Here is a 22,447-nt window from a genome sequence, read left to right as displayed (position 1 = left end):
TATTCGCGGCGCGCCCCCATTGGTCAACGCAGGGCCGGTGACCCGTCAAGGTCCGCAGTCGGCATCGACCTGTATGATCTCGGCGACGCCCTTGGGTAATTTGGCTTGATCTGGTCGGACAAACGCGGTCGGCGCGACCTTGCCGGGCTCCATCCCCTTGAGCCGCGAGACGCGCATGGTGAATTTGCCCTCTTCCTGAGGCCAGATCATGCTGACGGCGCGCGGGACGAGCGGTCCGCCCTGCCAGGCGGGCTCGTAATCTTCGAGCATGGCGCTCATCACGATCCGCCGCTGGGCGTCGCGGAAGTTTACGACGTGAATCTGATAGGGCGGCGCGCGGCTCACCCAGTATTCACGGTCGACGGCGACGCCGCCGGAACGGCGATACTCGAGGATGTCGTGTTTTTTCCCTTCGCGCCGCGTCGGTCCGCTCAGCCCTTCCGACCCGCTCGGCAAACCGCCCATGCCCAGCGCGCCTACCAGTTGGTCGACGCGAATGCCAGTGCTTCGCGCGCAGGGCTGATCGGCGTAGCGGTGGCGGCCCCAGTGCATGGCCTTCATTTCCGGCTCAATCCAGACCCAGTATTCCTGGTCGTTGGAGCCGAGTCCCATCACCTGGTCGCCGAGACCGGGGCGCAAATCCATGCGCAGGTTGCGAGGCTTATCGAACAGGAGGCTGCCTTCGAGGTTGTAGGAGTGACGCTTGCCTCTGTCGTCCTTGACGCGGGCGGTGACGTTGACATTGCCGGCCCACAGAGGCCGGTCGACGCGGTCGGCGTTGGCCTGAATGGCGGAGACGATGTCGGGGAGATCGCGGGGCGGCCCGCTCTCGATTTCTTCATTTCCCTTGCGACAGCCCATGCAAAACGAGGCAGCAAGGAGCGAGGCAAACACGACGTTGGTCCGCCAATCTAAAGTACGGCGGAATACCTGAGTCGTAGAAGTTGGTGGGTATTTCGAGCGTCGTTGGTGGTCAAACATCACTCAGCGCTCCCTTACGGTCGCGGCTCTGATGAGTCCGCGGCCGCAACTTCCCCGCTCTCGGTCCAGTCCGAATCCTGCAAATCGCCGGCCGCGCCCCCGGCCAGGATCGCGCCCAATTCGCCGGTCAGTTCCTGAATCTCCGTATCGGAGAGGACCGGGTTGAACACCTTGTGCGACGATTTGTCGCGGACGCAGCGCATCTCCCAGAACTCGCGCTCGCCGTCCCGGATCGTCCGCTCGTACTTGAGCAGGCGCTTGCGCAGCAGAATCAGCGACAAGACGAAGCGAAACCTCAGCTTGGCCTCTTCCGTGCAATCCGCCAGACGAACGAAGAACGTCAGCAGGGCGTCGTCGTCAACAAAGGTACGGCGTTTCTCCTCGCGCTTCGGCAGTCGCGTCTGAAAGCAACACAGCGCACCTTCCGGGGGGCCCTGCCAGGACTCCCCGGAATAATCGCGGCGTTCGAAACCCTGGGGCGTCTCGAAAAGCACCGAGTGGAACAACTCTCCCTCGGCGAACTCGCGTCCGCTGACAACACAGCGACCCACGGGCCGCGATACTTCAAAGTCGATCATATATGTGTGTGCCTCCGTGCCGGCAATCGAATTGTAGGACAGGTCCTATCCGCAAAGTGCCCGATGCGTCAACATTTTTTTTAAAAAAATTTGCCTTACTTCTTTTTTATCTTCTCGCGCATCTTGGCGACGACCTTGTCCGGGATCAACCGCCCCAGATTACCGCTCTCCAGGCCGCCCAGCTCGCAGATCTGGCGGATAAGGGTGCTGCTGATCAGGGCGGTTGTGTCCGTGGTAAAGAGGAAGACCGTCTCCACATCGCCGGCGATCATGTTCACGTTCGCCTGGCGCAGCTCGTTGCGGAGATCGTCGCTGTCGCGGATGCCCTTGATGATGACGTCGGCGCCCTTTCGGCGGACGTAATCCATCGTCAGCCCCGTATACGACTCCACCTCGACGTCCGGTTGTTCGCCTAACAAATCCTTCAGAAGTGCCACTCGTTCTTCCTTGGTGAACAGCGGCTCTTTCTCGGGGTTGCGACCGATGGCGACGATGGTCTTGTCGAAGAGCTTGCGGCTCCGCTCGATGATATCCAAGTGCCCCAGGGTCGGCGGGTCGAACGTGCCTGCGAAGACCGCCGATCGATGTTTGCCGTTTTTGCTCATGCCGTTCACGTTGAGTTCGGCCCTGACCGACTTCTACGTACGCCAGGGACGCCGGCCGCTACGGGGCCAGTCGCTACTCGTATCGTAACGCTTCCACAGGATCGAGACGAGACGCCTTCCAGGCCGGATAGATCCCGCTGACGATGCCGACGACCGTCGCCATAGCCAATGCCAGGATAATCGCCCATATGGACGTGATCGTCTCGAAAATCCGCGTCGCCTTTTCAATCGTCGTGGCCAACCCCCACCCGACCAGTACACCCAGCCCGCCACCGAGAAACGAAACGAAACTCGCCTCGACGAGAAACTGCTGCAATACGTCGCCGCGCTTGGCGCCCATCGCCATGCGGACGCCGATTTCCCTGGTCCGCTCCGTGACGGCGACGAGCATGATGTTCATGATGCCGATGCCGCCAACGGCGAGGCTGATCCCGGCGATGGACCCCAGCACGATACCGATCAGCGCGCGGAACGTGCCGAACTGCTCGACGAATTCCTTCTGGGCCTGCACCTGAAAGTCGTCCTGCTGACCGGCACGGATGCGATGGCGTGTCCGCAGGAGCTTTTTGATCTGCGCCTTGGCCTTTTCCACGTCGTCGTCGGAGGGCGTCGTGGCCTCGCAAAGGATCGTATTCACCGCCTTGGCGCCGTAAAGGTCCATGGCCGTCGAGATGGGGATAATCACCTGTCGGTCGACGTCGGTAAAGGCCACGTTGCCTTTTTCCTCCATGACGCCGACGACGATGAACGTCCGCACTCCGAGTGTCCCGCTGATCTTGATCTTCTCATCGATCGCCGGCCGGCCGCCGAACAGCTCTTTCTTCACCTTCGACCCAAGGACCGCGACGCGGGACGAGCCCTGCACGTCCGTCGCATTAAAGAACGCCCCCTCAGCGGGCGTATGACTGTTCATCAGCGGATAATGCTCCGTCGAGCCAAGTACGGTCGCCGTGGTGTTCTTCGAGAGGAACTTCACCAACGATGAATTGTTCAGCGTCGGCATGACCAACTTCACGCCGGGACATTCTTTTTCGACGGCCTTTGCGTCTTCCAGCTTCAGCGATTCGAAATTGCCGACCATACGGCCGCTGCGCCGCTCCACGTTGGGCATGATGAACAATTTGTTGGAGCCCATCGAGGCGAATCCGGCCTCGATCCGCGCGCCCATACCCTCCAGGATGGCCATGGCGGCCACGACCGCCCCGACGCCGAAGATCACTCCCAGCGTAGCGAGGAACGAGCGCAGCGGATGGATCCACAGACTTCGCAGGGCCATCAGGCAAACACGCAAGAAGAACATCGACTACACCTTAGCGGGCCGGGCCATCGGCGGCGGCGCGGCCGGCGCGGGGGCCTCCGGCGGCGGCATCTCCGTCGGCGCCATCATCCGCGCGAGAAACGCCGTATCGGCGGCGCCGTCCTCGATAATGTTACCATCACGCATGCAAATGACCCGCCGCGCCTGGATCGCCACGGACATTTCATGCGTGACCAGGATGATGGTCACGCCGGCTCGGTTCAGCTCGTGGAAAATATCCATGATCTGGCGGCCGGTACGGCTGTCCAGGTTCCCGGTCGGCTCGTCGGCCAGGATGATCTTCGGTTCGTTGACGATGGCCCGGGCGATGGCCACGCGCTGGCGCTCGCCGCCGGAGAGCTCGCTGGGCTTGTGCAGCGCCCGCGGCTCGAGTCCGACGCGCTGGAGCGCCCGAAAGGAGGCGTCGCGGACGCGGGCCCGCCGAGCGTAGAACAGCGGCACGGCCACGTTGTCCACCGCGCTGGTGCGCTGGATAAGATTGAAGGTCTGGAACACGAAGCCGATCTTCTGGTTGCGGATGATGGCGAGCTGCCGATCGGACATTTCGCTCACCAGGTCGCCGTCAAGGAAGTATCGCCCGCTGGTCGGGCGGTCGAGGCAGCCGACCAAATGCATCAGCGTGCTCTTGCCGCTACCGGATGCGCCGGTCACGGAGATGAACTCCCCCTCGGCGACGTCGATGCTGACGCCGTCCAGCGCGCGGACGACGGTCCCGCCCATCACGTAATGCTTGGTCAGGGCTTCGATGTGTATCAGCGGTCCCATTCAGATCTGTGTTTTCCGGAATCGCTGGCACGGATTGAACAGTTTGCGAGGCTTCGACGAATTTGCCCCGCACCGGCGTCTCCTACCGCCTATTATCAGTTCCGTTCGCTTTCCTGCCGTTCTTTTTCCGTCTTGCGAGGCCGCTTGGTCCAGACTTCGTCGCCGGCCTTAAGGCCGGAGACGATCTGGGTGTAGGTCCCATCCGTCACGCTGATCCGCACGGGCCGTTTCTCTTCATCCCAGCGGCCGGAACCGATGCGCACAGGGACATACACGAAGCAGTCCCGCCCCTCGCTGACCAGCGCTTCGTTCTTGACGAGAAGGACATTCTCCAGCTGCTGCGTGGTGAAAGCGAGGTCCGCCTGAAGCCCGATCAAATGTTGCAGATCTTCGCCAACCAGGCGAACGCGAACATCGAAGGCCAGGGCATTGTTGACCCGCTTGGGTTCGGGCAGTATCCGCTCGATGACGCCGTCGAAAACCTGCCCGCGATAGGCCTCGACCGTCACCTCGACCTTGCGGTTCAATGTCTCGGCGAGATAAGACTCAGCGCGCTTGGCATACTCTTCGTCATCAAGGCGAACCGACGTCCCCGGCCGGGCGTAATCAGGGGCAATGTTGCGGATGGCACCAATATCCGCCTCGTCAACCTGCGCGATGACCAGCACGGCGGTGGTGTCGACAAGCACCATCACGGGCGTACCGCCGGTGAAACTCTGTGTGCCGCTCTGGATCATCTCGCCTTCGCGGACCTGGATGCTGTAAACCATGCCGGGACTGCGGGCCTTGACGACGGTCTCTTCCAATCGCAACGTCGCCTCGTCCATAAGCTTCTGGGCTGACCGCATGGCCGCCTCCGCCTGGACGACGTCCTGCTCGGCGTTACGGATCAAGATCGTCTCGTTGTTTTTTGCGGTCTTAAGGTCGGCGTCGGCAAGTTCGAAATTGGACTTACGCAGAACGTATTCGTCGTTGCCGGCGATTCCCTTTTCCTTGAACTCCTTCATTCGGGCCCAATCAAAGGCTGCCTTGTCATAAGCCGCCTGCGCGCGCTGAGTTTGCAACGGCAGTTCCAGTTTCTGACTCTCGAGGGCGATCTTCGCTTTTTCGTGCGCACCTTTCGCCCGATCCAAGTCCGCCTGCCGCGCCTCGACGTTGCGCTTTTCATCGACCGGATCCAGCTCGATCAACGTATCACCGGTCTTGACGAGCTGGCCCTCGACGACATGGATCTTCGCCACCTGCCCGCCGGCCTTGCTCTTGATCTGGATCAGCTTGTTGCCCTGCACCGTCCCCGTCGCCGTGACCGGGATGATGAGCGTGCCCAACTTCGCCGCCTCTTTCTCGCCGGCCAGCAGGACATCGCCGACGCGAATCTGCGACACCAGGAAGATCAAAACGATGACGACCAGGACGATCCCTCCGCGGATGATCCATTTCCAGCCGAGGCGGCGGACGAAAGATTGACTCGACCGGATCACGGGATTGACCACGGATTGGCCGGTTTGAACGATGCGACTGACGGATGAAGGCTGTTCCATAGCTTTGTTTGGCGGTTAGACGAGGTACTTCACTCCCGGCGGGCGTGCGGCAAGCGCCAAGAGTCGCGGCATCCCTGCCAGGCAGGCCCGTGCACGTCCCCCCGCGGGGCCGCACCGTTCGCGCGACATTTTAGGGCCGATACGGCCGGTATTCCATTCCGAAGACCTTGGCCACCGCCTCATTGGTCACGAGGCCCTGATGGACGTCGACGCCCTCCGCCAGGCCCGGATCCTCGGCGGTCGCTCGCTTGTAGCCGAGATTGGCCAGGCGCAGGGCGTAGGGCAGCGTCGCGTTGGTTAGGGCGTAGGTGCTGGTGCGGCCGACCGCCCCGGGCATGTTCGTCACGCCATAATGCACCACGCCGCTCACCATATACGTCGGATCGGCGTGGGTCGTCGGGTGAATCGTCTCGCAACAGCCGCCCTGATCGACTCCGACATCCACGATGACCGAGCCGGGCTTCATGAGCTTGAGGTAGCCTTTCGGAATCAGCACGGGACAGCGCGCCCCGGGGATGAGCACGGCCCCGATGACGAGGTCGGCCCGGGCGACATGCTCGCGAATCATCGCCGAGTCGCTGAACAATAGCTGCACGTTGGCGGGCATGACGTCGGAAAGGTACCGCAGTCGTTCCAGGTTGACGTCCATCAGGACGACATGCGCCCCCAGGCCCGCCGCTACTTTCGCCGCATTCGTTCCGACAATACCCGCGCCCAGAATTAATACGGTCGCCGGCTCCACCCCCGGCACGCCGCCGAGAAGAATGCCGCGACCCATCATGGGCTTTTCGAGGTACTTCGCCCCCTCCTGGACACTCATCTTGCCCGCGACCTCGCTCATCGGCGTCAACAGGGGCAGTCGCCCCGCCTTGTCGCGAACCGTCTCATAGGCGATGGCGATGCAGCGGCTCTTGAGGACGCCCTCGGTCAGGCCGCGATCGGCGGCGAAATGGAAATAGGTGAAACAGACCTGTCCCTCGCGAAGCATCTCGCACTCGGATCGTTGCGGCTCTTTGACCTTGATGATCATCTCGGACTGGGCGAAGACCTCCCTGGCTGCATCAACGATCCGAGCGCCAGCCGCTTCGTATTCCGAATTGGCAAATCCCGATCCCGCTCCCGCCTCGTTTTCAATGAGGACTTTGTGCCCGGCCTTGACCAATTCGGCGGCGCCGGAGGGGATGAGCCCCACGCGATACTCGTCCGACTTGATCTCCTTCACGCATCCGACGATCATGGCAGCAAGCTCTCCCTTCTGACTTGGCCGCAGGCGATTCCCCAGCATGCGATTAGCAGTCTCATGCTATGGGATGCCGCCGATCGCGGCAACGAGGGCCGCTGACCTGACCTCCAAGGGTCGGTACCAGTCTTCGAGCGCATCATTCCCACCGTGCATAACGCTCGTGGGCACCGCCAGTTGCAGCCAGGAAGTGGCCCCGGGGCCGATTTGCCGAGTCCGAAAGCAACTCAAACAGGCCCGGATAACAGCGGCATGATGCAGAAAAGCAACATTTGGCTTGATTCGCGTCCCAGCGCACCGATACTGCTTGGGGAAAACGGCGGGGTTTACAGGCCAAATGTCAAAGACGCAGACAAGGACAAGTCGGTCCGGCGGAGGGAAATTGGGGCATTCCAGCGACCTCTGCCAGGCTGCCTTCGAATCCCTTCCCATGGCCATCCTCGCTTTTGACGACCGGTTGGAAATCGTCCTCCGCAACCAGGCCGCCACGGACCTGATTCCCGGCGGCTCGGACCTTTCGCGGGCCCTGACGGCCCTGACCGTCGAAAGTCGTTACGAAGATTGGGCGGCGGAACTCCGCAAGGTCATCGACATGCGGGTACCCCGCCGCGTCGATGTCACGATTCGCCGGGATGGCGTTGAAGCGGAGTCTTATTTCCATCTGCTGATCCACCCGCTTCGCGGTCCCGGCGGCGGACCGACGATCGGGGGCCTGCTCGTCGCCGAGGACGTGACCGCGCACATCGGCATGGAGCGCCGGCTGGCGGTTTCCGAGCGTCTTGCCGCCGTGGGCAAGCTCGCCGCCCGAGTCGCCCACGAACTCAACAACCCGCTTGACGGAATTCTCCGGTACACGAACCTGGCGATGCGTCAGTCTGCCGATCCGCCGGCTGATTCCAAAGTCTCCCACTACCTCGAGCAGGTCCGCTCCGGGCTCCTGCGCATGGGCGAGATCATTCGCGATCTGCTGGAGTTTTCTCGAAGTACGCCGGGTTCCTTCGAGCAGGCGACCATCAACAAGATTGTGGAGGACGCCCTCAGCGCCATGGAAGGTCGCGCTCGCCAGGCAGACATCACCGTCGTGTGCAATTTCCATCAGGCGGATATGCCCGTTGTCCGGGGCAGCAACCTTTTTCAGATTTTTTGCAACTTGATCAAGAACGCCATCGAGGCCATGCCGACCGGCGGCACGCTGACACTCACGACGCGGCTCGATGCAGCGGACGTGATGGTGATAGTGGAGGACACCGGCGTGGGGCTTCCCGCCGACGCCGAGCGGATCTTCGATCCCTTTTACACGACCAAGCCCGTGGGCCAGGGAACCGGGCTCGGTCTCGCCGTTTGCAAGGAATTAATCGAAAAATACTCGGGCACGATCACTGCTCAGCGCCGTCAACCGACCGGCACGACTATGACTGTCCGCATTCCCATCCGCAGTTGCGCGGCGGTGCCGCTCGGAAAGCTACGCGACCGACCGAATGAACTGAGCGCCGACCCGAGCGTGGCCGGCGCAAACAAAGGAGTAACTCGCTGTGACTGAATCAACGGCCCCCGTCAAACCTTCGATCGTTAGTTCCCGCAAAGCCGCCGACGCGCCGGAATCGCCTGCCGCGCGCGGTCGCATCCTCCTCGTCGATGATGACAGCATTATCCTCGACTCGCTCAGTGAGTTCCTGCGGCTCGAAGGCTACGAGACTGACGCGGTCGGATCGGTGGCCGCCGCGATTGCGGCTATCGGCAAGCAGACGTATCACCTCGTCATCACCGACGTGAACATGCCGCAGGCGGACGGCTTCGAGCTGCTCCGCACGCTGCACGATCGCCATCCGGACATCGTCCCCATCGTCATTACCGGCTACGGGACGATCGAGTCGGCCGTGGAAGCGATCAAGATGGGGGCCTACGACTATCTGACGAAGCCGCTCGGCGACGACGAAATCCGCCTCGTCGTGCAACGGGCGATGCAACAACAGTCGCTACTTCGCGAAAATCGCACGCTCCGCGAGCAGCTTGATCTTCGCTACTCGCTCGATAGCGTGGTCGGCCACGACTATAAGATGCTCAAGGTCTTCGATTTGATTCAATCGGTCGCGGAGAGCAGGACCACGGTGCTGATCTCCGGAGAATCGGGTACCGGCAAAAGCCTCGTCGCCCGAGCGATCCATCATCGCAGCGATCGCCGCGACCAACCGTTCATCGAAGTATCGTGCGGAGCACTGCCGGAGACGCTTCTGGAGTCCGAGTTGTTCGGCCACGCAAAAGGGGCGTTTACCGGAGCTGTTTCCAACAAGGAAGGCAAATTCCGGGCGGCCGAGGGCGGGACGCTCTTTCTCGATGAGATCAACTCGGCCTCCCCCGCCTTTCAGGTCAAGCTCCTGCGCGTGCTTCAGGAAAAGCGCTTCGAGCCGGTCGGTTCCAATGAAACGCTGACGGCCGATGTCCGCGTGATCCTCGCGTCCAATGTCGATCTGAAGCGCGAAGTGGAGGCCGGCCGGTTTCGACAGGACCTTTACTATCGCATCAACGTGTTGACGCTGCCAATGCCGTCGCTGGTCGAGCGGCTCGGCGACATTCCGCTCCTGGCCGATCATTTTCTCAAGAAGTACTGCGCGGAGAACAAGCGGCAGATCCTCGGATTCGAGCAGGCGGCGATGGACGCCCTCCAGCGCTACCACTGGCCGGGCAACGTCCGCGAGCTGGAGAACGCCGTCGAGCGCAGCGTCGTCCTCTGCAAGGGCCGCCACATCACGGTCGACGACCTGCCGCCGACAATCCTGGAGGCCCAACCGGCCACGGGTCTGACGACGCCGACGAACTACAAGCCGCAGTCGCTCAAGGCCGCGCTGGAAGAGCCTGAAAAGAAGATCATCGAGGCGGCGCTCCGCGTGAACGACTGGAACCGCCAGACGACGGCGGAGATGCTGGAGATCAATCGCACGACGCTGTACAAAAAAATGAAGCACTTCGGGCTGGAGTACGATCCGGCGAAACACGGGAAGTAGGGCGGGCTCGGCCCGCCGATTGCGCGCGCTACGCCGAAATAGAGTGCATCACTCCGGATTGATTCTTGGACACCCTCTCCAAGAGAGTGCTCCCCGGCCGGCCGAGGTAGGTAATGGCCAGGCCAATGGCGAATACGGCGACGAACGCGGCGGTTCGCATGGTGAACTGCGGTTCCGTCAGATTGGCCTCGAATTCCTCCATCCCCAGAAACTTATGCAGCGCAGGCAGGCGCGTTGACGCCAACGCCAGGCCATTGTTCGCCATGTGAATCAACATCGCCAGGTAGATTGATCCGTTACGCAGGACGACCACCGCCAAAAGCACGCCGAGCAAGGTATGCACGGGAATCTTGTCGATCTGCATGTGAAACAGCCCGAAGAATACGCCGACGATCAGCGCCGCTCGCCACGGCCGCAGATCGCGCAGCCCCGACAGCAGAAATCCCCGGAATAACAATTCCTCGCAGATTCCCGGAAGGATGGCGAACACCAAGAGCACCCAGAACAGCGAACCCGAAAGCAGCGTTTCACCCAGTCGGACCAGATCGTCCGCCTGCGGCGGGTAGAACATGAACTGGACCTGTCGCAGGAAGTTTGCGACGGGCACGATCGAAATGGCCAGCAACATCGCACCGATCAGGGAGAAGGCGCCCGGCGGCTGGAGTGCGAACGTCTTGCGTATATTGAGCTTCAGATACCATGCCACAAAAAACGCCGGCCCCGCCAACAAGAGCACCTGCGACGCCGCCAGGACGACCTTTAGCCGAAGCGCCGACACATCGACATCGATGAAATAACTTTGCCAATAAAAGTTCAGCGGGAAGATGAGCGCCACCAGGACCACCGCCAGCGCTGCCGGCGGATAAAACTGCGGTCGAATAAACCGCCGCCGCAGCAGAGTCTTGTAGCTGCCTACATCGGCAAATAGCACCGCCTCGTGGCCGTAGAGCTTGGCCGCCGCTGCCACCGCAGCCGCCGCATAGAGCGCGGTGGATAACAGGCAAATGGCCATGGCCGCGGGCTGGTAGTTCCCCAGGAACAACTCGCGAATCAGCACCACTATATTCGCCACCGGAATGACCAGCACCAGACCTTCGAGCCGGGTCGTGGGCATGTAGGACACGACCATCGCCGGGATGAGAAACGCCATGATGACCGGCATCATGTAGTTCTGCGCTTCCTTGAAGGTCCGCGCGAAGCTGCACGTCGCCAACATGATTCCGCTGGCCAGCACCGCGAACGGTAACATCGCCAAAAGCACGATCGGGGCCGCCGTCGTGATGAACCCCTTTTGCTGGGCCGCGTCCTGTTCCAGTTTCCGCCGCTGTTCCAGGTAAAAACGCTGTGACAGCACGCCTTCCGCCTGCCCTGCCGAGGTTTGCTCGATCGCCTTTTGAGCTTCGAGTTCTTCGACGGCCGAGCCCGGGTGGCGAAGCGATGTCGCCAATTCGCCCAGCTTTCCAAAATGGAACATCGCCGTCATCGAGCCGAGATTCAGCGCCGTGCTGAACATGGCGATCGTGACGATCACTCCGAACTTTCCGGCCACGATCTGTCCCACCGGCACGGGTGACACCGCCAGCGTCTCCAGCGTCCCGCGCTCCCGCTCCCCGGCCGTGAGGTCGATCGCCGGGTACAGCGCCCCCGTTACTGTCATGATGACGAGCAGGAACGGTATGACCATGGCCAGGATCTTGGCGAACTGTTGCTGCGGGCTGGAGGTCGACAAGCGGCTGGACAGGAGCGGCGTCAGCGTCGCGGCGCCGCCTGGCAGGCTCGCGACGCGCTCTCGCACAATTCGCTCGGCTTCATTCGCCAGAATGTTCTCCAATTGGTTGTACACAAACTCCGAGCGCGGGTCGGTGTCACTGTGAATGATCTGGGCGATCCGGTTGATGCCATTGGACAAGTGCGCGGGATCGGGCGGCGGCTCGAGGATCAGGCCCGCATGGTAGTTCTGATTTGCGACGGCGTCCCAGAGCGACTGGCCGGTCCCCAGGACCACGACATCCACCTGCCACGCGTGAAGCCGCGCCCGCAACTCGTCCATCGCGTCCGATTCACCTGCGTCGAGGTTCCCATTCTTCTTCGTCTCTTCCCAACTCGCCCGCTGGGCATCCTCGCGGCGAAGCACGATTTCCAGCCACTCTCGATGCGCCTCCGTCGGCACACAGATTGAATAGCGTTCTGCCTGGCGCCGGTCCGTCTCGACTTTCAGGGCCTGGACGATGATGATCATCAACACGGGATACAGGACGATGGGCACCAAGACCATCGCCATCAGCGTCCGGCGATCGCGCAGGGTCTCCACCAGCTCCTTCTTATAAACCACCCAGACTCGTCGGTAATCTTTCATCATCCAGTTCAGCGGGCCCCAACCCGCGTCGCACCGACGGGCAGAGCCCGCCCTACCTTCGAGGTCCCGCCATTTCCAACACGTGTTCGGCCTGCCCGCACAGCTTTAAAAACACCTCGCTGAGCCGGCTGCGACCAGTGGTGCGCTGCAACTCCGCGAGCGATCCCTCACCGACCAGCCGGCCTTCATGAATGAGCCCGCAGCGATGGCACAGTCGCTCGGCGTCGTCCAGATAATGCGTGGACATGATGATTGCCTTGCCGCGCGCGCCTTCCGAGCGGATAAAGTCCAGCACGATCCGGTTGGTCAAGACATCCAACCCCAGCGTGGGCTCGTCCATAATCAGAATGGGCGGGTCACCCATGACCGCGCGGGCGATGTTCGTACGCTGCTTCTGGCCGGTGGACAGTCCGCCGCATCGCAGATCGGCAAAACCGCCCATGTCCAGCCAATCGATCAACTCCGCGATCCTGTGCTGCACGGCCGGGCGGTCCATGCCAAGCAGTTCGCCGAAATAGGTGAGCAGTTCGCGCGGGGAGAGCCGCTGATACAGCCCCGTACTCGCGGTCAGGTATCCCAGGCGACTCTTGGCTTGCTGACGCTGAGCGGCGACGTCGAACCCGTCCAGCCGGACCCGCCCCGATGTCGGCGTGATCAGCCCACTCACCATCCGCAGCGCCGTGGTCTTGCCTGCACCGTTCGGTCCCAGGAGTCCATAGATTTCCCCCGGTGCAACTCGAAACGACAGGCCGTCGACGGCCCATTTTTCGCCGCCCTCGGTCGTGGGAAAGACCTTCGTCAATTCGCTGACTTCGACCATCGAGCCGAACCGACCCTTTTCCAAGGATGCGCTGCCCAAAACTCTCCGCCGCGTATAATATCGGCCAACGCCGGATGCCGAATCTTGAATAACCCATTACTGCCCAGCGACGCTGAACTGCCCTTTTGCACCGATCTTTACCAGTTAACCATGGCGGCGGCCTACCACGCCCAGGGGCTCCACCGCCGGCGCTGCGTCTTCGAGCTGTTTATCCGGCGGCTCCCGCAAAATCGGTCCTATCTCGTGGCGGCCGGCTTGGAACAGGCCACTGCGGCGGTGGGGCACCTTCGCTTTAGGGCGGAAGACACTGATTATCTTAGAGCCCTTCCGGCGTTTCACGCCGTGAGTAAGGAGTTTTTCAGCGTCCTGGGGCAATTCAGTTTCGCGGGCGACATCCACGCCGTTCCCGAAGGGACCGTCGTGTTTGCGAACGAACCGCTTCTGCGCGTCTCCGGCACGCTCCTGGAGGCGCAGATCGTCGAAACTCTCGCGATCAACAGCCTGCACTTTCAGACCGCCGTGGCCTCCAAGGCAGCCCGCATCGTGCTCGCCGCGCGCGACCGGCCGGTCATCGAGTTCGGCACTCGCCGCTCGCCCGGCCCGCAGGGCGCGCTGCTCGCCGCCCGCGCCGCGCTGATCGCCGGTTGCACCGCGACGAGCAATGTTGCCGCGGCGCGGATGTTCGATTATCCGCCTGCGGGCACGATGGCGCATTCCTGGATCATGGCCCACGACGACGAGCAAGCCGCATTTGTCGACTATGCCAACATCTTTCCGGATTCAACCATCGCGCTCGTCGATACGTACGACGTCGAGACCGGGGTGCGCCGCGCGGCACGATTGGGGCCGCGCCTCTCTGCGATACGCCTGGACAGCGGCGACCTGCTGGGCCAATCGCGACTCGCGAGGCGAATCCTCGATCAGGCCGATTGCGGCCACGTCAAAATCCTCGCGTCCGGCGATCTCAACGAATTCAAGATCGACGACCTCCTCGCCGCGGGCGCGCCGATCGATGCGTTCGGTGTGGGCACGGAAATGACCACCGTCGCCGATGCCCCGAGCCTTGCAATGGTGTACAAGCTCGTGGAAGTCGAGGACGCCGCCGGCCGCCTTCGACCCTGTATCAAGACCTCCGCTGATAAGCAGACGACCGGCCGCGCCAAACAGGTTTACCGCCGCGAGCGAGACGGCCGCTTTCTCGGCGATCTCGTGGCCGCCGCCGACGGGCCGCCACTGGAAGGGACGCCTTTGCTGGTTCCCGTCGTCCGATCGGGAAAGCCCCTGGCCGCCACGCGCCCGGTCGCGCACATTGCCGATTACGCGCGGCAACAGATTTCCCATCTCCCGGAATCCCTTCGCAGTTTGCGCGGCTCGGCCCCGTTTCCGATCGAAATCCACTCCTCCCTTAAATCCGAGTAACATGAAGCACCCGACAAGCGCCGGCGGCGTAAGGTCATCCTTCGCTATTCGCCGTTCGTCATTTGTAATTCTGATATGCCTCGCGATCGTTTCACCCGCTCCCTCCTCGACGAACCGCAGCTCGTCTCCGCGCTCATCGCGACCGTCGCCCCGCTCGCGCCGATCGACAAGACATACAGCTACCTCGTCCCACCAGAATTCGAATCCATCCTTGCGCCGGGCATGCGCGTGACCGTTCCCTTCGGACGCGGCCAGCGGCCAATTGAAGCGATGTGTCTGGAAGTCGCCCGCGGCAAGTGGGACACTACGCTCAAGCCCATCCTCAAGCTCCGCGACGAGCGTCCCGTTTTGAGCAACAAACTCCTCGAACTGGGCCGGTGGTTGGCCCGGTATTACTCCGCGCACCTGGGCCGCACGCTCGATCTCATGATTCCCGCCGCCGCCAAGAGCCGGGCGGGCTGGCGAAAGGTGAAATACGTGACTGCGGCATCCTCCGAAATTCCAAATTCCGCATTCCGAATTCCGAATTCATCTCAAATCTCAAGTCCCAAATTGCCACCCAAACAATCCGCTCTCCTGGAACTACTTGAGTCCGAAGGTGGTCGCTTTCCGCTCGCCGAACTCTGCCAACGCGCCGCCTGCACACCGGCCGTCGTCGCCTCGCTGGGCAAGAAGGGCCTGGTTCGGATCGAAACCATCCTCGAACCCGTCGAGCCGCCCCCGCCTGCGGCTGGCCGAAGCGAACCTCAATTCGAACTGACGCCCGACCAGACCGCGGCCATCGCCCAGATCAACGCTGCCGTCGAATCGCGATCGTTCTCCGTCCAGCTCCTCTTCGGCGTGACCGGCAGCGGCAAGACGGAGGTCTACGTCAGTGCCATCAAGCAGGCACTCTCGCTCGGCCGGCAGGCGATCATGCTCGTCCCCGAAATTGCGCTCACCACCCAGACCGTCCGCCGACTGGAGGATCGCTTCGAGCGCGTGGCGACTCTGCACAGCGGTCTTTCGTCGGTCCAGCGCTCCCGCGCCTGGGCGGCGATTTCGGCCGGTCACATCGGCGTCGTCATCGGAACGCGTAGCGCCGTCTTCGCGCCGTGCCCGGACCTGGGCGTGATCATCGTCGACGAGGAGGCCGAGCCGAGCTACAAAAACCAGGCGGCCCCGCGCTACCACACCCGCGACGTTGCCGTCCAACGGGCGCACCTCGAGGGCATCCCCGTCGTCCTCGGCTCTGCCACGCCTTCGCTGGAGACGTGGAAAAACGTCCGCGAGAAAAAGCACTACCACCTGATCCGCATGCCCACGCGCGTCCGCGGACTGGCCATGCCGCGCGTCCATCTGGTCGACATGCACGAAGAACACCTGGCTCGCAAAGGCGTGCACATGCTGTCGCGCCAGATGGAGGCATATCTCGGCGGGACGTTGGAACGCGGCGAGCAGGCCGTGCTGCTGCTCAACCGCCGCGGTTATGCCGGCTTTTTGCATTGCCCGCGCTGCCGCACCGTGCTGACCTGCCCGCATTGCAGCGTCCACCTCGTCTTTCATGCGACGACGCAGCTCGCCCATTGCCACTACTGTCATGAAAAACTGACGCTACCAGAAATCTGCCCCAAGATCGGCTGCGGTGGGCCCATCGTCCGCTTCGGCATCGGCACCCAGCGCGTCGAGGAGGAATTGGCCGAGAAATTCCCCGCCGCCCGCGTCCGCCGCATGGACTCCGACGCCATGCGCACGCCCGCGGACTACGCCGATGTGCTGACCGCCTTTGAGCAGCGCGACTTCGACATCCTCGTCGGCACGCAGATGATCGCCAAGGGCCTCGACTTTCCCTTCGTCTCCTTCGTCGGCATCATTTCCGCTGACACCGCCCTCGCGCTCAACGATTTCCGCTCCGAGGAGCGAACCTTCCAACTCGTCCTCCAAGTCGCCGGTCGCAGCGGTCGCGGGGACGTAGGCGGCGATGTCGTCGTGCAGACGTTCGCAGCCGACACGGCCCCGATCCGCCACGCCGTCGCCGGGGATTACGAGGGCTTTGCGAATTCCGAATTGGACAAACGCCGCAAGGCGAAACTCCCCCCGTGGACGCGGATGATGCGAATCGTCGTCTCCGACCCGCTGATGACTCGCGCCCAAAAGGCGGCCGCCAAGCTCGCCGAATCGATCCGCGACACGCTCCAGCGCGCCGGCGTCGCGGTCGACCTTTTCGGCCCGCTACCCGCCCCCATAAGCCGCATCCGCGACAACTACCGCTTCGATCTGGTCCTGACCTTCCCCACCGCAACCGCGCTCTTGACCGCCATCGACGCCTTCAAGGCCGAAGCCACCCTCCACGCCCCCGCACGGACGATCATCGTGGACGTCGACCCGGTCTCACTACAGTAGTGGTAGCGGCCCCTCTCGGGGGCCGAGGGCCGCTAGCCCCTGGATGGCCGTGAGAAGCCCCGAATACCTGACCTGCAGGTATTTTTTCGGTTTCATTGGCCAACGCCGCGAATATGGGGTATAGTTTATTGGTGAGAATTGGTTGAGCGGCTTGGCAAAGGCAAGCGGGAGTATCATATTTACCCGATTCATCATTCGTCCCTCATAAGTTCCATCCTTCCGGCTGCGTGACATCGCGGCTCCCCCGCCCCGCCCAGTCCTAACCGCCCGTTCCGATTCCTCACGACAATTTGATCGCGCTGTACAAGCTTCGGCGATTCCGCGCGCCGCGGTCGAGGGGCGTTCCCCCGGCTGCACAAAGTTCGCGCGCCGTTTCTAGGCACGATCTGAGTGTGGCACAGGAATTGCATGTTTGGTTCCTACTGAGATTGGGAGGTAACACCAATGGATTCGCACCGCTTTGTTACATGCTGGCTAATACCGTCAATTGTCATGCTATTCCTGGCGACATACGCCGACGCGCAATGCCAAACGGCGGAGATCGTCTCGCCTGATGCCGACCCGTATTCATATTTTGGAGACGCGCTCGCGATCAGCGGAGATTACATGTTCGTCGGAGCTCCCTACGGCGATGGGGCGACCGCCGACACCGGCGTTGTTCATATTTTTTCCGCAAGCGACGACAACTGGATTCCGCGCCAGCGACTTTTTGACGCTCACGGTCAAGCCTATGACGGCTTTGGCGCGTCCATTGCGACCGACGGCGACGTACTCGCGATCGGAGCGCCTGCTGGACAGTATTACAGACCGGGGGTGGCCTACGTCGTTGAAAGGCAAGGCGATCTTTGGGCATTCGTCGCGAGGCTGACGTCGCCCAATCCTTCGGTGGGTGACGGCTTCGGCGAAAGTATTGGAATCGAGGGGAATACGATAGTCGTAGGAGCGCCCAACGACTGGGTCGGCGATAAGCGTGCTGGCGCTGCCTATGTCTTTACGAACGACGGCATGCAATGGGTTGCAAGCGCGAGAATTGTTGCAACGGATTTTCGTCATGGGGCGGGGTTTGGATCCTCGGTCGCCATCCACGAGAATTTGATCGTGATAGGTGCACCGAACCACCGTGAATCAGATACGACATGGGGCGTTGCATACGTCTTTCGGCGGGAAGGCAGTACTTGGCTCGAAGAAGTCCGTCTCTCCGAAGCCGGTGTCCAGTCGAGATTTGGAACGGCTGTCGCACTTTTTGAGGGCGCCATCGCCGTCGGAGCGCCGGGTAGCTCCTGGGATGACCCTGCCCCTGGCACGGTTTACCTCTACCGGCGGGAAACCGCCGAGTGGGAGCGAGAAACTGGACTCCACGCGGGCGATACGACGTTGGGAGATGAATTTGGTTCAGCGATTTCAATGGTTGATGGTGATGTCATCGTTGGTGCACCGGGCCACCATCATCCGCATACACCAGGCATCGGCTCGGCTTATTACTTCCAGCGTGAATCCGACGGCTGGGTCCAAGTAGCTCAGCTTTCTTCCCCTGTGCCCGAAAACAGCAGCCAATTTGGACGCAACGTTGCCGTGGCTGGGCACCGATGCGCGGTTGGCGGTAAGCGAAGAGATTATCTTGGCGGCGATGCGACGGTTACGATATTCAATGTCCTGAGTGAGCCCGATTGCAATACGAATGGCGTGAACGATGCCTGCGAGCTGGACTGCAACTTGTCCGGCCTTCCGGACGAATGCGACATCGCCAACGGCACGAGTCAAGACGTAGACGGGAACATGATTCCCGACGAATGTCAGGTCACCCGCCTTTATGTGGCGGCCGGCGCTACGGGCGCGAACATCGGAACCAGTTGGACCGACGCGTACATCGACCTCCAAGAAGCGCTCGCGAACGCCGCGCGGCCCGGAGGGAACATCGAGGAAATATGGGTAACACAAGGCATTTACCGACCAGCGCCGCCCGCTGGCGATCGCGCAACGAGCTTTCGTTTGGTCAGTGGGGTTGCCATGTACGGCGGCTTTGCAGGTTGGGAAGACCGGCTTGATCAACGTGATCCAACCGCCAATGAGACCATCCTAAGTGGCGACCTGATGGGCGACGACGGCCTCGCGGGCGAAAACAACGGGGAGAACTGTTTTCACGTAGTCACTGCGGCGTGCGCCGCCGGATCTGCCAGGATGGATGGCTTTGCGGTCACGGCGGGAAACGCCAATAGCTCTAGCTCTTGGCCCCACAGCTACGGCGGTGGGATGTATCTCGAGAGCGGCGATGCCAAAGTGGTTAACTGTGTTTTTCGAAAAAACTTCGCCTTTTCCGGCGGGGGATTCGTTAGCATGTGGCCCACGTCCATCGAAGGCTGTCTTTTCGAATACAATTCAGCGCTTCAGGGCGGCGGCCTCTTCGTCGGAGCCGTGATCGACATCTCGGGTTGTCGATTTGTTTCCAACGATGCTATCAACGGGGGAGGCGTCTTCGCGCCTGAATACCACGATCTTACGTTGAAGAACTGCGCCCTTATCGCAAACGGCGCCGAAACGGGGGGTGGCGCTCATTTCGAAATCTGGTTATGCGAGCCTTCAGTCGTAAACTGCACTTTCATTGCTAACCACGCCACGGTCGGTGCCGGAATCTATAGAGGTGGCTATGGAACATACCATGTCATGAGCCTCACAAACTCCATTCTGTGGGACAACTTTGACGCTTATGGTAAGTCCGAAACCGCCCAAATCTACTTTGAAGACACCCGAGTCGTCAGACTAGCCTACTCTTGTATCCAAGGCTGGTCCGGTTTTTTCGAGAGCACCTCGTGTTTTGGCCTCGATCCCCGCTTCGTCGACGCCGATGGCCATGACCACGAATACGGTACGTCGGACGATAATTTACACCTTCGCGCTGACTCCCCCTTTGTCGACGCGGGAGACAACGAGGCACCCCTTCTTCCGATCCTGGACCTTGATGGCCTGCCGAGGATTCAGCAATGTCGTGTTGATCTAGGACCGTACGAGTCGCCATACTTCCGCGACTGCAACGCAAACGCTGCCTCCGATGCCTGCGACATTGCCGCCGGCGTTTCAGCCGACCTGAACGTGGACGGAATTCCCGACGAATGCGAGTCACCCACGCCTACGATAATCGAGCGGCAAGTCCTGAGAGCGCACGACAACCAGCCGGGTCAGTTCTTCGGCACAACCGTGGCGATTTCGGAGAATACTGCGGCCGTCGGCGCTCCTGCCCACGTCGCCGACGGCATCGAGTCCGGCGGCGTCTATACATTCCGACGCAACGGTCAGGGGTGGCAGCAGAGCACCCTGCTTGTGCCGAGCGATGGCGCGGCGGATGATCGGTTCGGCGCGTCTATTGCGCTTTCTGCCAATACATTAGTCGTCGGCGCCCCAGACGCGGATGGTGTCGGCGCCTCATCCGGAGCTGTCTATATCTTTCGTCGAAGTCCCTCCGATTGGATTCAATACACCAAGCTCCAACCAATAGACGCTGGTCCCTGGGACCGCTTCGGAACGAGCGTCGCGATACACAAAAACACGATAGTGATTGGTGCGCCATTACGTCAGTGTGCGTATGTCTATCGATTCGATGGTTTGGAGTGGATTCAGAATGCTGTCCTTAGGGGTTACGAGACCTCTATTGCCCCGGGCTTTGGTACGTCAGTCGCCATTGACAGTTCATGGGTCGTCGTCGGATCGCCCATGGAAAGTGATTTTGGATCAGCCTCTGGTGCAACTCATGTGTTCCGCCGGGGTGATGCGGACTTCATTCACGAAGCCCGGCTCATCCCGCCCGTTGGCCGCTCAAGTGATAGGTTCGGAACTTCGCTGGCACTCTCGGGGAACGATCTCCTGATTGGAACCTGGAGAGGGAACTATGTTGCCGTTTACCACTACGACGGCGTTCGGTGGTTCCCGCAGGCTAGATTACAAGCATCAGACGAATCCGCGAGCAATCACTTTGGATACGCCGTGGCTTTCGCGGGTCAGGACATACTGGTCGGTGCCCAAATCGGCTGGAGCAGCGGAGGGTACGTAACCGCCTATTTGTTTCGCTTCAGCGGCGATCACTGGCAAGAAACTATGAAATTCGTACCATCTGAGAGTTCGCCCAGCGGTCTCGGGGGGTATTCACTGGCGGGAACTAAGCGCACAATCCTCGTTGGAGTGGTAGGCTACGGGCCTGACGAATCAGCCTACATCTTCGACCCCGCCGATGGCGTCGGTGCGCGGATGGACACGCATCAATACGTTGACCCAGATTAGCGATGTTGTTGGTCGTTGCCACCGCCGGCCAGCGTGGTCCGTGGCGGAACATTCTGCTCCTCCCCGCGCAGCCAGCCGATCACCAGAAAATCCGCGGCGATCTTGCCCTGGATCGCCGTGGGGTCGTACTCGATCGCCACGGCCGTCTGACCGATGCCGTCGATCATCCGCTGCGCCCGCGCCGGCTCGATCAGATCGTAAAACCCCTGGTCTTTCAGGCCCGCCATCGTCTGCTGCGCCGCTGCGATGCCCGATGGCCCGGCCTTGGCCCGCGCCGGCAACTCCGAGAACGGCAGGACCGCGATCCGCGGGTTCGATGCGCGATCAATCTTTGCCGCGATCAACCGCGCCGCCTCCCGTGTCGCAGCGATCATGTCGCCATCGCGGGCCGTTGCCTCGCCCAGCGATTCGCCAATTCCCCCCGCCACGTTGACTAGCGTCAGTCGAATGCCGACCTCATTCGTGGAGACCGTCCGCGTGCCGCCGCCGGTACCGCCCATCACCAGTCGCCGCACCTGTTGCTCGACCGCCCCCAGCGATTCGCCGCCCAGGGCCTGCGCCGTCACCTGCCCCGTCCGGCTGATCACGAATCGCGCGGGAAGATCGTAGCTCCAATCCGGCGACAGCCACGATCGGATCGCGGCCCGCGCCGACTGCGGGATCACCACGCACGGATAATTCGCTTTGGAGCCGTGCAGCATCGGCACGATCTCGGTCGACCATTGATCCGGCGAATCTAGGCTGCACGCAATCACCTGGAACCCGTCGCTCTGCATGTCCTCCTGCATCCGCGCGAGCATGGCCAGTTCCGCGCGGTTCTGCCGCGACCACGAGGCCCAAAAATCCAGTAGCACGACGCGATGCTTGAACTTGGATACGAAGTCCTGCAATCCCGCCGCATCCAGGACCGGCGCCGTGTCGGGATAGCGGTAGGCATACGATGACTCCGCCGGCGCGTGCGATGGCGCTTTGCCCTGTACATGAAAGGTGTTGTCGTAGGGATAGCCCTCCGTCGTGCAGCCGGCGGCCAGCGCCAGGGCCAGCAGCCCGAGCCATACGCAACCGATGCAGCGAACGGAGACACTACGAGACGTGCGCGAATAATTTTTTGCTCGCATGATCATCCTTGACCTCCCGTCGTAACGGCCCGTGTGAGAGGGCCGACGGATCC

The 22,447-nt window shown here is 61.7% G+C and carries 15 protein-coding genes; 5 read left to right on the top strand and 10 right to left on the bottom strand.

Features of this window, described 5'->3' with window-relative positions:
* Positions 1-45: 45 nt before the first annotated feature.
* From VJZ71_14160 to ald, 7 genes are all read right to left on the bottom strand, one after another.
* On the bottom strand, positions 46-981 hold the full coding sequence (locus VJZ71_14160) for a hypothetical protein (GenBank protein ID HKQ49211.1): 936 nt from the start codon (positions 979-981) through the stop codon (positions 46-48).
* Positions 982-995: 14 nt separating this feature from the next.
* On the bottom strand, positions 996-1,559 hold the full coding sequence (locus VJZ71_14155) for a hypothetical protein (protein HKQ49210.1): 564 nt from the start codon (positions 1,557-1,559) through the stop codon (positions 996-998).
* A gap of 95 nt (positions 1,560-1,654) precedes the next feature.
* Positions 1,655-2,164: a pantetheine-phosphate adenylyltransferase gene (gene coaD / locus VJZ71_14150; GenBank protein ID HKQ49209.1), complete on the bottom strand. Its 510-nt coding sequence runs from the start codon at positions 2,162-2,164 to the stop codon at positions 1,655-1,657.
* Between the two features lie 73 nt (positions 2,165-2,237).
* Entirely contained in the window at positions 2,238-3,464 is a 1,227-nt protein-coding gene (locus tag VJZ71_14145) for an ABC transporter permease (GenBank protein HKQ49208.1), read from the bottom strand.
* Positions 3,465-3,467: 3 nt separating this feature from the next.
* The gene (locus tag VJZ71_14140; protein ID HKQ49207.1) at positions 3,468-4,247 is read right to left on the bottom strand and encodes an ABC transporter ATP-binding protein; all 780 of its coding nucleotides are present in this window, start codon (positions 4,245-4,247) and stop codon (positions 3,468-3,470) included.
* A gap of 95 nt (positions 4,248-4,342) precedes the next feature.
* A complete protein-coding gene (locus VJZ71_14135) occupies positions 4,343-5,788 on the bottom strand; it encodes an HlyD family efflux transporter periplasmic adaptor subunit (protein HKQ49206.1) in 1,446 nt (481 codons plus the stop codon).
* 130 nt (positions 5,789-5,918) lie between these two features.
* Entirely contained in the window at positions 5,919-7,025 is a 1,107-nt protein-coding gene (gene ald / locus VJZ71_14130) for an alanine dehydrogenase (protein ID HKQ49205.1), read from the bottom strand.
* Between the two features lie 340 nt (positions 7,026-7,365).
* Between ald and VJZ71_14125 the strand changes: the two genes are divergently transcribed.
* Together VJZ71_14125 and VJZ71_14120 are read left to right on the top strand one after the other, a co-directional pair.
* Positions 7,366-8,568: an ATP-binding protein gene (locus VJZ71_14125; protein ID HKQ49204.1), complete on the top strand. Its 1,203-nt coding sequence runs from the start codon at positions 7,366-7,368 to the stop codon at positions 8,566-8,568.
* A 25-nt stretch (positions 8,569-8,593) separates the two neighbouring features.
* Entirely contained in the window at positions 8,594-10,030 is a 1,437-nt protein-coding gene (locus VJZ71_14120) for a sigma-54 dependent transcriptional regulator (protein HKQ49203.1), read from the top strand.
* Between the two features lie 28 nt (positions 10,031-10,058).
* Here the strand turns inward: VJZ71_14120 and VJZ71_14115 are convergent, their stop codons facing one another.
* Together VJZ71_14115 and VJZ71_14110 are read right to left on the bottom strand one after the other, a co-directional pair.
* Entirely contained in the window at positions 10,059-12,389 is a 2,331-nt protein-coding gene (locus VJZ71_14115; protein ID HKQ49202.1) for an ABC transporter permease subunit/CPBP intramembrane protease, read from the bottom strand.
* A 49-nt stretch (positions 12,390-12,438) separates the two neighbouring features.
* Entirely contained in the window at positions 12,439-13,245 is an 807-nt protein-coding gene (locus tag VJZ71_14110; GenBank protein HKQ49201.1) for an ABC transporter ATP-binding protein, read from the bottom strand.
* Positions 13,246-13,290: 45 nt separating this feature from the next.
* Here VJZ71_14110 and VJZ71_14105 point away from each other — a divergent pair, with 45 nt between their 5' ends.
* The 3 genes from VJZ71_14105 to VJZ71_14095 all read left to right on the top strand — a co-directional run bounded on the left by VJZ71_14105 (position 13,291) and on the right by VJZ71_14095 (position 21,276).
* The gene (locus tag VJZ71_14105; protein ID HKQ49200.1) at positions 13,291-14,625 is read left to right on the top strand and encodes a nicotinate phosphoribosyltransferase; all 1,335 of its coding nucleotides are present in this window, start codon (positions 13,291-13,293) and stop codon (positions 14,623-14,625) included.
* Positions 14,626-14,700: 75 nt separating this feature from the next.
* A complete protein-coding gene (priA, locus tag VJZ71_14100; GenBank protein ID HKQ49199.1) occupies positions 14,701-17,007 on the top strand; it encodes a primosomal protein N' in 2,307 nt (768 codons plus the stop codon).
* Positions 17,008-17,820: 813 nt separating this feature from the next.
* Positions 17,821-21,276 (top strand): choice-of-anchor Q domain-containing protein, encoded by a 3,456-nt coding sequence (locus VJZ71_14095; protein ID HKQ49198.1) that lies wholly within the window; start codon positions 17,821-17,823, stop codon positions 21,274-21,276.
* Here VJZ71_14095 and VJZ71_14090 read toward each other — a convergent pair.
* Positions 21,273-22,394: a TlpA disulfide reductase family protein gene (locus VJZ71_14090; GenBank protein ID HKQ49197.1), complete on the bottom strand. Its 1,122-nt coding sequence runs from the start codon at positions 22,392-22,394 to the stop codon at positions 21,273-21,275. The two genes, VJZ71_14095 and VJZ71_14090, sit on opposite strands and share 4 nt — an antisense overlap.
* Positions 22,395-22,447: the final 53 nt, after the last annotated feature.

It is taken from the genome of Phycisphaerae bacterium (assembly GCA_035275405.1).
GTDB lineage: Bacteria > Planctomycetota > Phycisphaerae > UBA1845 > UTPLA1 > DATEMU01.
The sequence above is the reverse complement of the archived record's forward strand: the minus strand, read 5'-3'. Positions and strand labels throughout refer to the sequence as shown.

Bases quoted from the DNA above. Each gene is read 5' to 3' on its own strand.
- VJZ71_14160 (HKQ49211.1), bottom strand. From the start codon at position 981: ATGTTTGACCACCAACGACGCTCGAAATACCCACCAACTTCTACGACT.
- VJZ71_14155 (HKQ49210.1), bottom strand. From the start codon at position 1,559: ATGATCGACTTTGAAGTATCGCGGCCCGTGGGTCGCTGTGTTGTCAGC.
- coaD (HKQ49209.1), bottom strand. From the start codon at position 2,164: ATGAGCAAAAACGGCAAACATCGATCGGCGGTCTTCGCAGGCACGTTC.
- VJZ71_14145 (HKQ49208.1), bottom strand. From the start codon at position 3,464: ATGTTCTTCTTGCGTGTTTGCCTGATGGCCCTGCGAAGTCTGTGGATC.
- VJZ71_14140 (HKQ49207.1), bottom strand. From the start codon at position 4,247: ATGGGACCGCTGATACACATCGAAGCCCTGACCAAGCATTACGTGATG.
- VJZ71_14135 (HKQ49206.1), bottom strand. From the start codon at position 5,788: ATGGAACAGCCTTCATCCGTCAGTCGCATCGTTCAAACCGGCCAATCC.
- ald (HKQ49205.1), bottom strand. From the start codon at position 7,025: ATGATCGTCGGATGCGTGAAGGAGATCAAGTCGGACGAGTATCGCGTG.
- VJZ71_14125 (HKQ49204.1), top strand. From the start codon at position 7,366: ATGTCAAAGACGCAGACAAGGACAAGTCGGTCCGGCGGAGGGAAATTG.
- VJZ71_14115 (HKQ49202.1), bottom strand. From the start codon at position 12,389: ATGATGAAAGATTACCGACGAGTCTGGGTGGTTTATAAGAAGGAGCTG.
- priA (HKQ49199.1), top strand. From the start codon at position 14,701: ATGCCTCGCGATCGTTTCACCCGCTCCCTCCTCGACGAACCGCAGCTC.
- VJZ71_14090 (HKQ49197.1), bottom strand. From the start codon at position 22,394: ATGCGAGCAAAAAATTATTCGCGCACGTCTCGTAGTGTCTCCGTTCGC.